This is a genomic window from Actinoplanes sp. NPDC023801 (assembly GCF_040639655.1).
In the GTDB taxonomy this organism is placed as follows: Bacteria; Actinomycetota; Actinomycetes; order Mycobacteriales; family Micromonosporaceae; genus Actinoplanes.
Map to the genome: position 1 here is coordinate 1 of NZ_JBFAAI010000010.1, position 12,736 is coordinate 12,736.

Below are 12,736 nucleotides of genomic sequence, written 5' to 3' on the forward strand. Positions count from 1 at the left end.
GTTTAAAGGGGGTTTCACCTCCCTTGGGGGGGCGCGCCCCCCCCCCGCCCCCGGGCCCCCCCCCCCCCCGCGGGGGGGGGGGCCACCGGCGGCGGTTCAGGGTGGCTGACCCGCACCGCGGCACTACGACGTTCGGCCGACCAGGGTGCCCGGCACGGTGTACTCCCGCTGGGCCGGCTGTGTGCCCTTCAGCATGTCCTCGACCAGCGTCGCGGTCCGTTCCGCGATCGCACTCCAGTCCTGCTTCACGGTGGCACGGAACGGCCCGCCCGTCTTGATCGCGGCCAGCGCGAAATCCTGACCGTCCACGCCGACGACCGCGAGATCGACACGTTTTGCCTGTTCAGCGGCCTGTGCCGCACCCAGGGCCGGTTCGTCCCAGGCCGCCCAGATGCCGTCGAGCCCGTCCTGCCCCGGATGGGCGGTCAACAGGTCGTCGGTCACCTTGCGGGCGGCTTCCACCGGACCGGGTACGGCGACGTGCTCGCTGGCCACCACGGTGATTCCCGCGGCGGTGAACGCCTCCCGGGCGGCGGCGGTGCGGGCCCGTACGCCGGGATGCGGGTCATGGGTGAGCATCGCGATCCGGCCACCACCGCCGATCGCCGCCACCAAGGCATCCGCGCTCTTGCGGCCGAGGTCGGCGTTGTCGCTGGTCACGTTCGCGGCGATTCCGTCGGCGACCGCGGCGTCGATCGAGAACACCGGCACCGAGGAGCTGCGAGCGGCCTCCAGTCCGAGGCCCATCTGCTGCGGATCACCCATGCCGAGAACGATCGCGTCCACCTTCTGGTTGGCGGCGTTCTGCATCTTGCTGTTCAAGGCGCTGAAGTCACCGGCGGTGTCGGAGACGGTCACCTTCCAGCCGCGCTTCTCGCCCGCCTCCTGGAACTTCCCGACAACCTCCTTGGTGGCGGCGTTGGCGAGATAGGGGGTGAGGACCGCGATGACCGGCTTGTCGTCGCCGGCCTGCGCGGTGCAGCCGGTAGCGGTCAGCGCCACGACGCCGGCCAGCAGATATCTCATCAGGTGCACGTTTTCTCCTGTCGGTACGACAACGGCGCGCGACGGTGTTCCGCTACGCGGGAGGGGTGGGACGCGCCGCGCTGCGGAGGGCGCCGAAGACGTCCGGCAGCGCCTGATACAGGGCCGCGTATGCCGGGCGAAGTGCCGCGTACCGTGCCGCGTCGGGCCCCGGCTGCACCGTCCGGCCGATGCCCCGGGCCGCCAGCGGAACAGGCGCCCGGCCGGTCACCGCGCGCCACGCTGTCCGGGCGGCACCGAACGCGGCCGCGGCCCCGGCGTCCTCCGGCGCCAGCGGAACCACCGGGCGGCCGGTGACGTCGGCGAGGATCTGCAGCCACAGCTGGGACCGGGCACCGCCGCCGCAGACCGGTAGCGGTCCGGTCCGGTCGGGCACCGCGTCCAGCAGCGAGGCCAGGGCCAGTGCGACACCCTCGAGGACGGCCCGGTACATCTGCGGTGCGGTGCTGGACGGAGTGAGGCCCACGAAGACGCCCCGCGCATCCGGGTTGCGCAGCGGGTAACGCTCGCCGTCCAGCGACGGCAGGGCCAGCAGCCCGGACGGCCCGGACCCGGCGGCCATCCGGTCGGCCGCCGCGGGAGTCGTGCCCGGCAGCAGTGTCCGCCGGGCCCAGTCGGCGGCACCGCCGGCGGCGAGCACGGCGCCGATGAGCAGATCCTGTCCCGGCTGCGGCAACAGCAGCCGGTGGGCGGCGGGAGGGCGCCGCGCGGTGTCGACGACCGCGGCCAGCCAGCCGCTCGTGCCGAGGTAGGCGTACGCGGTCCCGAGCTCGTCCCCGACCACCCCGGACGTGGTGGAGGCGGCGTCGCCGCTGGCCAGCAGCACCGGGATGCCGGCGGGAAGGCCGAGTACGGCAGCCGCGGAGGCGCCGAGGTCACCGGTGACGCTGTCTCCCGTCACCAGCTTGGGCAGCAGGCCGCCCGCCCCGGCGGCGTCGACTGCGGCCGGCCACCAATCGCGTCGCCCGGCGTCGAGCAGACCGGTGGTGCTCGCCGTGGTCACATCGCAGGCCGCCACTCCAGTGGCCCGCCAGCAAAGGTAACCGCCGGCTCCCAGCAGCAAGGAGTCGGCGGACGTCAGCGAACCGGGCTCCGTGCGGGCCAGGAAGCGCAGCTTGCCGGGCAGACTGGTGGCATCGGGCTCGTTGCCGGCCCGGACGCTCCATTCCGGACCGAGCTCCGCCGCGATCTCGTCGTGCTCGGCGCCGGCCCGGGCATCGCTGTAAAGGATGGCCGGGCGTGACACGCCTTTCCCGCCGGCAAAGATGAGGTCCTGCATCTGCCCGGTGACGGCCAGGGCCTGTGCCCCGTCCCGGACCGGACCGCAAGCGGCCAAGGCGCCGGCGGCGGCGCGCCACCAGTCCTCCGGCTCCTGCTCGGCGTGCCGGGGAGCGGGCCGGGAGGTTCTCAGCTCCACGCTGCCGCTGCCCAAGATCCGCCCGTCAGCGGCGACCACCAGGGCCTTGACCGCGCTGGTGCCGACATCGAGGGCGGCGACAGCGGGAACCCGCGTCACCGCGATCTCTCCCCGCGCCGGGAAAGGGCGACCGCGCAGACGATGATGACACCGGTGAGCAGCTGCTGCACATACGTGTTGACCTCCAGCAGGTTCAGGCCGTTGTCGAGCACCCCGAGGATGGCGACGCCGAGAAGGGTGCCGGCCACGGTCACCCTGCCGGTGGGGGACGCGGTCATGCCGAGGAAGACCGCCGCGATGGAGGTCAGCATCAGTCCGTCCCCCGCCGTCGGATGAGCCGACGCCAGGCGGCTGGTGAGCAGCACGCCGGCGATCCCGGCGCCGGTGCCCGCGATCACGAAGGCGGACATCCGGACCAGCCGCACGTCGATGCCCGCGTACCAGGCGGCCTCGGCGTTGCCGCCGACGGCGAACCACCGGCTACCGGCGCTCGTCTGGGCCAGCAGGAACCCCACCGCGGCCACCGTCACCGCGCAGACGATCACCAGCACCGGTACACCGGCGATCCGCTCCCGGCCGGGAGCGACGAAGCCCGGCGGCAGGCCGAACAGGGTGGCACCATCGGTGAGCAGGAGTGACGCCCCGCTCAGTGAGGTCAGCACGGCCAGGGTGGCGATGAAGGCAGACAGCCGCAGGTATGCCACCAGCACACCGCTGACCGCGCCGGCCAGGGCGCCGGCCGCTATGGCGGCAAGCACCGCCACCCCGGCCGGCAGGCCGTCGAGCATCAGCCGGGCGGCCACCACGCCGGCGAACGAGGCGAGCGCGCCGACGGAGAGGTCGAAGTCGCCGACCGCCATCACCACTGTCTGCACCGCGGCCACGACGGCCAGGATGGCCACCTGCTCCACCATGTTGCGGAGGTTGCCGGCCCCGAGGAACGTCTCCGGCCGGAGCACCGAGAAGAGCAGCACCAGCGCGGCGAAGGCGAGAGGTGTGCCCGGCAGCCGCCGCCGGGCGCGGGGGGCGCCGGTCTCTTCCGGAGCGGTGGGCGCCGGCGTGGTGTCCACCGCCGACGTGCCGGCGAGCGACTCGGTCATGCGGGCGTACCTCCGTAGCAGTGGCGCAGAATGGATCGCTCGTCGGCGGTGGCCGCGTCGAGCTCGGCGACCAGGCGCCCCTCGCGCAGCACCAGGAGCCGGTCGGCGAGGGCGATCAGTTCGTCGAGCTCCGAGGTGACGACGATGACCCCGGCGGTGGCAGCGACCCGTGCCACCAGTTCCCGGATGGCGTGTTTCGTCCGTACGTCGACCCCGCGGGTCGGCTCGTCGAGCAGCAACACCGCCGGGTCGCGGTGCAGGACCCGGCCGAGGATCAGCTTCTGCTGGTTGCCGCCGGACAGCTGCCATGCGGGCTGTCGCGGACTGCTTGCCCGGATGTCCAGCTGCTCGGCCAGACTTCGGTAGGCGGCCCGCTCCCGGGCGCGGCGGCGGATCCCGCCGCTGCTGAGCTGAGCGAGACTGGCCAGTACGAGGTTGTCCGTCACGTCGGCGTCCGGCAGGACCGCCTGCCGCAGCCGGTCCTCCGGTACGAGGGCGATACCGGCCGCGAGGGCCGTACGCGTCGAACCGGGCCGCACCGGCCGGCCGTCGCGCCGGACCGTGCCCGATCGCGGGCGCTGGGCACCCGCGACCAGCCGCAGAAGCTCGCTGCGTCCGCTGCCGGCGATGCCCGCGATGCCCACGACCTCGCCGGCCCGGAGAGTGATGGACACATCGCGCACCCGGTTGCCGCTCAGGCCGTCCACGTTCAGCACCACCGGCCCGGCGGCCGGACGGGCGAGCGCGGCGGTGGGCCGGGGCGTGCCGGCGTTGGCCATCAGCCGGACCAGTTCGTCGGCGTCGGTCTCAGCGGGTGCCACGGTGGCCACCGCACGGCGGTCGCGGAGCACGGTGATCCTGTCGGCCAGCTCGAAGACCTCATGCAGACGGTGTGTCACGTAGACGATCGCGGTGCCACCGGCGCGCAGCCGGCGGAGCAGGCCGAACAGTACGGTGGTCTCCTGATCGGTGAGGGCCGCCGTCGGCTCGTCCAGGATGAGCACCCGGGCGTGCGCGGACATCGCCCGGGCCAGCGCCACGCAGGTCTGCTGGACGGGCGACAGCTGTGCGACGGGCCGGTCGAGCGGCACCTCCGGGCCGACCGACGCCAGCCATGCTCGCGCCGTGTGCCGGGCCGCGCGCCGGTCCAGCAACAGTCCGCGCGCCGGCGATCCCCGCAGGCCGGGCAGCGTTCCCCGGCGAGGCATCGGACGGCCGAGGAACAGATTGTCGACGGCGTTCAGCCCGCCGACCAGCCCCAGGTCCTGCTGGACGGTCTGGACACCGGCTGCCCGCGCGTCGCGGGCACTGCGGAAACGACATGGCCGGCCGTCCACCTCGATGATGCCGCGCTCGGGGCGCAGTACCCCGCTGATCGCCTTGATGAGGGTGGACTTGCCGGCACCGTTGGCGCCGAGCAGGGCGTGGATCTCGCCGGCGGCGACGCTCAGATGCATGTCGGTCAGTACGGGCTCGGTCCCGTAGCGGTGGTGGAGCCCGGTGACGCGCAGGGCCGGCGTCGCGTGTTCGGCCGCCAAGAAACCCGTCTCCCCCCGTGGATTGTTCTAGAAGTATGGCCTGCGTTCTAGAACTCCAATTAGGATGTGCGGGCACCTCGGCGATGTCAAGGGGATGGATGCCGGTCGACGGCATGGAGGAGGGTCGCGGTGTCGGACGCGGGAACCAGCGGAAATCGCGACTTGCGGGATGCCTTCGGCAGGTTCGCCACCGGGGTCGCGGTGATCACGGCGTACGAGGACGGCCGTCCCACCGGCCTGACCGTCAACTCGCTGACCTCGGTCTCGCTGGACCCGCCGCTGCTGCTGTGGTGCCTGCGGCGCGCGTCGCAACGGCGTGACGTCTTCGCCCACGCTCAGCACTTCGGGGTCAACGTGCTCGCCGCCGATCAGCGCCCGGCGTCACGCTGGTTCGCCGCCGACCGGCAGCCGTTCGACCGGGTCGCCTGGCACGCCGGGCACGCCGGGGTCCCCCTGCTGGACGGTGCGATCGCGCACTACGTCTGCCGCCGTGCCGGTGACTTCGACGGCGGCGACCACATCATCGTCCTCGGCGAGGTGGTGCGGTTCCGGTGCACGGACGGCGAGCCGCTGGTCTTCCACAGCGGGGCATACCAGGCGGTCCGCGCCCTGCAGCCGCAGGAGGTCACCGCCCCCGCTCCGTGACCCGGCCGCCGGAGCCATCCGGTATCTGCTCCGTTAGCGCTGTGATCATGCGGGGTATGACGTCCCAGGGATCGATCCTTGTGCGGCGAAGGAACAGGGCCAACGACATGAGCAGCACCGGCACCACGCGCTCCCGCGCAGGCCTGACCCGGCGCGACACCGAGTCACGGGAGTTCATGGACGCCCCGGACTGTGACCCCGGCCGGCTGGAACGCACCTACCGGCAGTTCCGTACCGTCAACCGGCTCTTCTCGGGCTGGCGACGCATCTACCGGCACTGGATCCGGCCGCACCTGGACCCCGACCGGCCCACGACCATGCTGGACATCGGCTTCGGCGGCGGGGACATCACACGCGCCCTCACCCGATGGGCGGCGCAGGACCGGCTGATGTTGCACACGACAGCCATCGACCCCGACGAAAGAGCACTCCATCATGTACGCCGGCGGCCGGCGGCCGGCGTCCGGTTCGAGCAGGCGTCGAGTGCGGACCTGGTGGCCCGCGGCGACCGGTACGACCTGGTGATCTCCAACCACCTCCTGCACCACCTGGAGCCGGACGGGCTCGCCGCCCTCCTGGCCGACAGTCAGGCGCTGGCGCGACGGCTCGTCGTTCACAACGATCTGTCGCGCGGGCGTGCGGGCTACGGTTTCTACGCCGCGGTCACGTGGCCGTTCGCCCGCGGCTCGTTCATTCATCAGGACGGGCTGCTCTCCATCCGCCGCAGCTATCGGGCGGCGGAGCTGCAGGCGGTCGTCCCGCCGGGGTGGCAGGTCAGGCCGATGTTCCCGCAGCGCTTGCTGCTCACCCACGCACCGGCGCAGCGATGAGCAAGCATGCGCCGCTGACCGCACGCCTGATCACCGCTGCGGCCGTGAGCTACCTCGGCAACGCCACCTTCGGCGCAGCCGTCGCCACCGGCGCCGTCGACAACCGGCGCATCCGCTGGGTCCACCACGCCCTGTACGTGGTGACCTCCTCGCTGACCACGAGCGCGCTCGTCGCCAGTGCCATCGAGCGCCGGGCCGCCGGTCTGGCGCTGCTGCCGGCGGCCGGTCCGCTCATTGCCCTGCCCTATGCCGGCGGAAAGCTGCGCCGGCACGCCGCCGTTGCCGGGTCGGCCGCGCCCGCGTACGCCATCGCCCTTGTTCTTGCCTGGAGGAATCGCTGATGGACTTTCTCGATGTGGTTCGCCGCCGACGGACCACCAACGGCGCGTTCCTGCCCGACCCGGTCTCCGAGGAACACCAGCGCCTGCTGATGGAGGTGGCGGGACGCGCCCCGTCGCAGCTGAACAGCCAGCCGTGGCGGTTCGTGATCGTGGAGGATCGCGGGACGATCGAAACCATCGCGCGGATCAGCGGCGACAGCATGACCGAGGCGATGTCCAACGGCACTTTCTTCGAGCGTTACAAGCCGTACTTCCGGTTCAGCGAGGAGGAGATGGAACGCTGCCGCGACGGGATGCTGTTCGACCGCCTGCCCGCACCGCTGCGCCCGTTCACCAGCCAGGTGTTCACCTCCCGCGGCCAGAAGCTCATGAACGCCATGCGGGTGCCGCAGACCCTCGGCGCCGAGAACCGCAAACTCGTGGCCGGCTCCCCGCTGCTGCTCGGTGTGATGCTGGACCGGTCCGAGTACCGGCCCGGCGAGCTGTCCTCGTTCTACTCGGTGTTCAGCATGGGCGCCGCGATGGAGAACGTCTGGCTCACCACCGTCGAACTCGGCATGGGCATCCAGTTCATCTCCTTCCCGATGGAGGTCCCGGGGCGCTGGGACGAGATCGTCCGCCTGCTCGAGGTGCCCGACGATCTGGAGCTGATGGCCGTCTACCGCCTGGGCTACCTGCCCGAGACGCAGCGGCGGCCACCCATCGACTGGACGAGTTCCCAGCGCAAGCTTCCATCGCAGTACGTCTTCCGCGGCACCTGCGCCACCCCGCAGGAGGGCTGGGACTAGGCGGCAGCGCGGCTGGCCGTGACCGGCCAGCCGCCCGCCGTTCTCGAGCCCGGCCTGGCTTGTTGCGTCGTGCTCCGGGCACCCACCCATTTCGCCGGCCTCGCCGGCGAAGTGGGCCCCCGATAGCTGTGGCTCCGGTGCGCGTCGCAGGTCATACCGGGCATCGCGTGGACTTCACTCGCGTGTGCCCATCGTGCCCGATGCCGTCATCGTTTCGTCCTCGATCGGTCCTCTCACCGGCCGGCAGCCCCTCGTACACTGCGCGATAGATCGACGAGGGTGAGGGCGCGGCATGGAGTTCGGGATCCTGGGGCCTCTCGAAGTCCGGCACCACGACGAACCGATAGCGATGGGCGGGACGAAGCAGCGGCGTGTTGTCGCGACGCTGGCACTCCATGCCGGCCGGGTGGTTTCGCTGGGCCAGTTGGTGGACGCCGTCTGGGATGGTGAGCCTCCGATCACGGCCCGCAAGCAGGTCCAGAACGCGGTGTCGGCGCTGCGGCGTACACCTGTGGGCGGGGCGCTGGCAGCAGCGGGTTCCGGGTACGTCCTGCAGGTCCCGGCTGAGCAGGTGGATGCCGGGAGATTCGAGCAATGCCTGGCCGAGGCGCATGCGGCCCGGACCCGGCGTGAGCTGACGCACGCGGTGGAGACACTGCGGGCGGGGCTGGCGATCTGGCGTGGGCCCGCTCTTGCGGATGTCGGGGGCAGAACCCTGTCGGCTGCCGCGGGACAGCTCGAGGAACGGCGGCTGGCGGCAGTCATAGCGTGGGCCGAGGTCTGTCTCGAACTGGGACGGCATGATGCCGTCGCCGATGAGCTGAGCGCCGAGATCGATCGGTATCCGCTGTGTGAACCGTTGGCCGGCCTGCTGATGCTGGCGCTGTACCGTGCCGGGCGGGCCGCGGAGTCGCTGGTGTGCTACCGGCGGGCCCGCCACACGATAGCGGAGGATCTCGAGGCGGACCCGGGTCCTGAGCTGCGCACCCTGTATCACCGGATCCTCGCCGCCGACCCGGCGCTGGATCATCGCCCGGAGCCTTCGGTACCCCGCAACTATCTGCCCCGCGACGTCGGGCACTTCACCGGCCGATCCACCGAACTGGACCTGCTCATGTCCGCCGCCGACGCGGGCGGCGTGACGGTCATCCAGGCCATCGACGGCATGTCCGGGGTCGGCAAGACGGCGATGGCGGTGCATGCGGCACACCGGCTCGCCGGGCGGTTCGGTGACGGCCAGCTGTTCATAGACCTGCATGGGCACACCGCCGGCCGTGATCCGTTGACGGCCGACGAGGCCCTCGACGTGCTGCTGCGTGCCGTCGGGGTCTCCGACGCCCGGATTCCCAAGAGTCTCGATGAGAGGGCCGCGATGTGGCGGGCGGAACTCGCCGGACGGCGCGTCCTGGTGGTCCTCGACAACGCCTTGGACTCGGCCCAGATCAAGCCACTCCTGCCGGGATCAGCCAGTTGTGCCGTCCTGATCACCAGCAGAAGGCGATTGACCGGCCTGAGTGGCGCGGAGGTGTTGTCGCTCGACACGCTGCCCACGGACGACGCCGTTGCCCTGTTTCTCAGGATCGCCGGGCCGGACCGTCGCGAGGCCGAGCCGGCGGCAGTCGTCAAGGTCGTCGAGCTCTGCGGCCATTTGCCGCTCGCGATAAGCATCGCAGCCGCCCGGTTCCGCGCACGCCCGCAATGGAGGATCCTCGATCTGGTCCAGCGGCTGGCCGATGACCACGGCAGGGCGAGGTTGCTGCAGTCGGAGGACTGGGGCATCACCGCTGCCTTCGCCCTGTCGTACCAGCACCTTGCCGACGCTGAGCAGCGAATGTTCCGGCTGCTCGGATTGCATCCGGGCGCGGACATCGACGTCTTCACCGCGGCGGCGCTGGCCGGCCTGCCGGTGGACGAGACGGAGCACCTGCTCGACGCCCTGTGCGACATGCACCTGCTGATAGCGCACCGGCCCGGCCGATACCGTCTGCATGACCTGGTGCGCGACTTCGCCCGGGCCGGCGTCGAAGCCGATGAGCCCGTCTCGCAACGGTCGGCCGCATGTGACCGTCTCCTCGACTACTACGTACATGTGACTCGCATCGCCACCGAACTGGACAACCCCAGTCGTCCCCACCTCGGCGCGAGCCCGCGATACCGGCCGGCCGCCGTTCCTCAGCTCTCCACGACCTCGGAAGTCCGGTCGTGGGTCGACGCCGAACACGCCAACCTCGTGGCTGCCGCCCGGCTCGCGGCGCACCATCGGGCCGGCGATGACGGGTGGCAGCTCCCTCGCAACGTGGGCGCGCTGCTGTACGAGAACGGCAAGCACTCAGCGAGCCTGGAGGTTTTCACGATTGCGCTGGCCGCATGCGGGACGGAAACCCCGCCCGAGGTGAAGGCCGCCTGCCTGCTGGACGTCTCCCTGATGCACAAGGTGCTGGGTGAGTACCGGCTCGCACTCGACTTCCTCAGCCGGGGCGCGGTCCATGCCGTTCATTCGGGCGATCGCGACGGGATCGCCCGTTCGCTGATCCACAAGGCTGATCTGAGCAATCTCGTCGGGTCGTTCACCGATGCCGTTACCTACGCCACCCGCAGCATGGAACTCTATCGCGAGCAGGGTGACGTGTGGCGGGAAGCGGTGGCCTTGACGGTGCTCATGGACGCTCTGAGCCGGCTGGGACGCGATCGTGAGGCGATCGAGGCGGCGGATCAGGCAGCGCTCACCCTCGACGGGTTCGCGAACCTGCGACAGGCGAGCGCTGTGCTGAGCCGGCGGGGCACCGCCCACAGCGGGCTGGGCGAACACGACCGCGCGATCCGGCTGCTCGACCGGAGCGTGGACCTTGCCCGGCAGGGCGAGGACCGGCGCTTCGAAGCCGACTACCTGCACCGGCTCGCGGAGGCCACCCGGCGGTCCGGTCAGCCTCACGCGGCACTGACGTACGCGAACGAGGCCCTCGCCATCCTCGACGAGATCGCCGACCCGGTGGATCTGGCCGAGACACACAATGTGCTGGGTGCGATCCACAACGACATCGAGGAGTACGAGGTCGCGCTCACCCACTACCGCCGGACGCTGGAGATCACGGCGGATGTCGAGTACCGGGTGGCGAGGGCGCACGCTGACAACGGGATCAGCCGGAGCCTGACAGCGCTCGGGCATCCCGGCGCACAGAAGCACCGGCAACGTGCTCTGGCGGTCTACGCCGAGCTCGGCGTGCCGGACGCCGATCGAGGCCATCCGGCGGCGTCGGCGTCGTCACGAGGCGAGCGCCTCGGTGGGGTCAGCCGGGCGGCGTGGACCGGCGGATAGCTACCTGAGAAGCGTTTGCTGGTGCCGCGACCAAGACGTTCATGCCGGCGTCGCGGCGTTCCGGGGGTACGCGAAAGGGCGCCCACCCGGAGGTGGGACGCCCTTTTCAGCTTCGCCCAGGCCTTGCGGTCAGGTCTAGAACCAGACTTTTCGACCACCGACCGGGCGGCCGACGGCACCGAGGATCCAGAGCACGGCACCGATCACCAGGAGAATGATGCCGATCGTGTAGAGAATCGACACCTTCAGGAAGATGCCCAGCAGCAAGAGGATGAGCCCCAGTACCAACATGACTTTGCTCCGTTCCACTGGCGGGCGTCTCCCGCCGACCGCCTTGTACCCAGCACAACGAAAAGCTAATCAGGGCGGCGGTCCACCCCGTCCCTCGCGCTGCGTACCTCATGGCGGCGGTCCACTTCGGAGTCCGGTATCCGGCGGGCTCCAGCCCTCGGTGCCTTCCTCGTTTCAGACGTCCTGGGTCCAGACGCCCCGCACATGCTCGGCGGGTGGAAGCCAGAGGTGTGGCTGGGCGAGGCTGCCGGTGTCCCAGGGGAGAGCGCCGTCCCGATCCGGCCAGACGACCTCGAGAAACGGAATGGGCGGGCGGCGGTAGAACCAGATGGCCTGGCCGAAGAAGGCCCGGTACCAGGACGGCTCGACGGTTCTCAGATGCACCGGGTAGCCGTTGACGACATCATCATGAGCCTGGCCGTCGGCAAGGTCGTCCCGTTGCCCGAGGATGTTCAGGCAGGACTGCATGACACGCAGATCGAGGCCGAACATGGCGAGTTCCGGTTCGCCCCGGCTGTGCCAGCGACCGATCGTGTACGCCCAGCCCGGCCCCTGCTCGTCCGCGGGAACGCCGGTGACGCTCCACCCGAACTTCTCCACATTGCCGATCACGCCCTGGTCACCCGCGTCGTAGTCATCCCGGTCGCCGTAGTCGTGACAGATGACGCAGCGGCAGATTCGCGAGGCCTCGAACACACGCAGAGCGTATGTGATCACCCCGGTGCATCCGGCAGCGACGGGCTTCGAGTGACGGAGGACTCGGTCCGCGCGCGTGCTCCGCGGCGGATCCCGACGGGTCAGCCGGGGAATCCCCTCGACGGGTCGATCGTCATGGTCCGGGCCTCCGGATCCGGCGACAACCATCCGGTCGATCCGTCCGCGGGAAGCAGCGCCGGCCAGTTGTACCCAGAAGTCCCGCTCGTCCATGGCAAACGCCTCCGGCCAGCCGGAATCAACGAAAGCGGTGGCACAGGATCATGGCGTGGCGCGTTCTTCCCGCTTCCTGCTCGCTTCGTCCCACTTCTCGGAAATCTCCGGAGGGCGCTGATGGCCGCACTCGACGGTGTTGCCATTGGCGTCGGTCACTTCGGCATAAGGATTTCCGCGCTGGATGACGACCGTCACGTTCTCGATGCCGGCCGCGCGATCCTCTTCATCGGCCCAGGAGTCGACCAGGAAGTCGAGTTCGTCGCCGTTGTAGTCGGACCGGATCCGGAACGTCTCGCCGGGTCGCAGCCATCGGCCCTCGCCCAAGGGCTCAAGCCACAGCGTGAGCCATCCCGTATTGCTGTTCGTGATGTCCAATACCCCCACGGCCGCGCAGTCTACGTCAGCGAATCGACCTTCCGTCGCCACGGCCGCAGGAGCGTGGTAGAGGGATTCGCTACGATGGCGGACATTGTCCTACCTCTCTGGAATTGAGGCC

General features: G+C 70.6%; 12 protein-coding genes. 5 read left to right on the forward strand and 7 right to left on the reverse strand.

Features of this window, described 5'->3' with window-relative positions; all coding sequences use genetic code 11:
• Positions 1–123: 123 nt before the first annotated feature.
• From AB0G04_RS19280 to AB0G04_RS19295, 4 genes are read right to left on the reverse strand one after another with little or no spacing between them, the layout of a single operon-like run.
• The gene (locus AB0G04_RS19280; RefSeq protein ID WP_360983985.1) at positions 124–1,026 is read right to left on the reverse strand and encodes a substrate-binding domain-containing protein; all 903 of its coding nucleotides are present in this window, start codon (positions 1,024–1,026) and stop codon (positions 124–126) included.
• A 52-nt stretch (positions 1,027–1,078) separates the two neighbouring features.
• Positions 1,079–2,560, reverse strand: a complete 1,482-nt coding sequence (locus AB0G04_RS19285) for an FGGY family carbohydrate kinase (protein ID WP_360983988.1) — start codon at positions 2,558–2,560, stop codon at positions 1,079–1,081.
• Positions 2,557–3,561, reverse strand: a complete 1,005-nt coding sequence (locus AB0G04_RS19290) for an ABC transporter permease (RefSeq protein ID WP_360983991.1) — start codon at positions 3,559–3,561, stop codon at positions 2,557–2,559. Before AB0G04_RS19290 ends, AB0G04_RS19285 begins: the two co-directional genes overlap by 4 nt.
• The gene (locus AB0G04_RS19295; RefSeq protein WP_360983994.1) at positions 3,558–5,099 is read right to left on the reverse strand and encodes a sugar ABC transporter ATP-binding protein; all 1,542 of its coding nucleotides are present in this window, start codon (positions 5,097–5,099) and stop codon (positions 3,558–3,560) included. The genes AB0G04_RS19290 and AB0G04_RS19295 overlap by 4 nt, the downstream gene beginning before the upstream one ends.
• A 129-nt stretch (positions 5,100–5,228) precedes the next feature.
• Between AB0G04_RS19295 and AB0G04_RS19300 the strand changes: the two genes are divergently transcribed.
• The 5 genes from AB0G04_RS19300 to AB0G04_RS19320 all read left to right on the forward strand — a co-directional run bounded on the left by AB0G04_RS19300 (position 5,229) and on the right by AB0G04_RS19320 (position 11,019).
• Positions 5,229–5,744 (forward strand): flavin reductase family protein, encoded by a 516-nt coding sequence (locus AB0G04_RS19300; RefSeq protein ID WP_360983997.1) that lies wholly within the window; start codon positions 5,229–5,231, stop codon positions 5,742–5,744.
• Positions 5,745–5,851: 107 nt separating this feature from the next.
• Positions 5,852–6,574 (forward strand): class I SAM-dependent methyltransferase, encoded by a 723-nt coding sequence (locus AB0G04_RS19305; RefSeq protein WP_360984000.1) that lies wholly within the window; start codon positions 5,852–5,854, stop codon positions 6,572–6,574.
• Positions 6,571–6,915, forward strand: coding sequence for a hypothetical protein (locus tag AB0G04_RS19310; RefSeq protein WP_360984003.1), 345 nt, complete (start codon positions 6,571–6,573; stop codon positions 6,913–6,915). The genes AB0G04_RS19305 and AB0G04_RS19310 overlap by 4 nt, the downstream gene beginning before the upstream one ends.
• On the forward strand, positions 6,915–7,703 hold the full coding sequence (locus tag AB0G04_RS19315; protein ID WP_360984006.1) for a nitroreductase family protein: 789 nt from the start codon (positions 6,915–6,917) through the stop codon (positions 7,701–7,703). The genes AB0G04_RS19310 and AB0G04_RS19315 overlap by 1 nt, the downstream gene beginning before the upstream one ends.
• A 292-nt stretch (positions 7,704–7,995) precedes the next feature.
• A complete protein-coding gene (locus tag AB0G04_RS19320; protein WP_360984009.1) occupies positions 7,996–11,019 on the forward strand; it encodes a BTAD domain-containing putative transcriptional regulator in 3,024 nt (1,007 codons plus the stop codon).
• Between the two features lie 135 nt (positions 11,020–11,154).
• On the opposite strand, the gene AB0G04_RS19325 is transcribed toward AB0G04_RS19320, so the two are convergent.
• The 3 genes from AB0G04_RS19325 to AB0G04_RS19335 form a co-directional block, all read right to left on the reverse strand.
• Positions 11,155–11,310: a hypothetical protein gene (locus tag AB0G04_RS19325; RefSeq protein ID WP_109597081.1), complete on the reverse strand. Its 156-nt coding sequence runs from the start codon at positions 11,308–11,310 to the stop codon at positions 11,155–11,157.
• A 174-nt stretch (positions 11,311–11,484) separates the two neighbouring features.
• Positions 11,485–12,006 (reverse strand): DUF4262 domain-containing protein, encoded by a 522-nt coding sequence (locus AB0G04_RS19330; protein WP_360984013.1) that lies wholly within the window; start codon positions 12,004–12,006, stop codon positions 11,485–11,487.
• A 279-nt stretch (positions 12,007–12,285) separates the two neighbouring features.
• Complete coding sequence (locus tag AB0G04_RS19335) at positions 12,286–12,624, reverse strand: hypothetical protein (protein WP_360984016.1); 339 nt, start codon at positions 12,622–12,624, stop codon at positions 12,286–12,288.
• Positions 12,625–12,736: the final 112 nt, after the last annotated feature.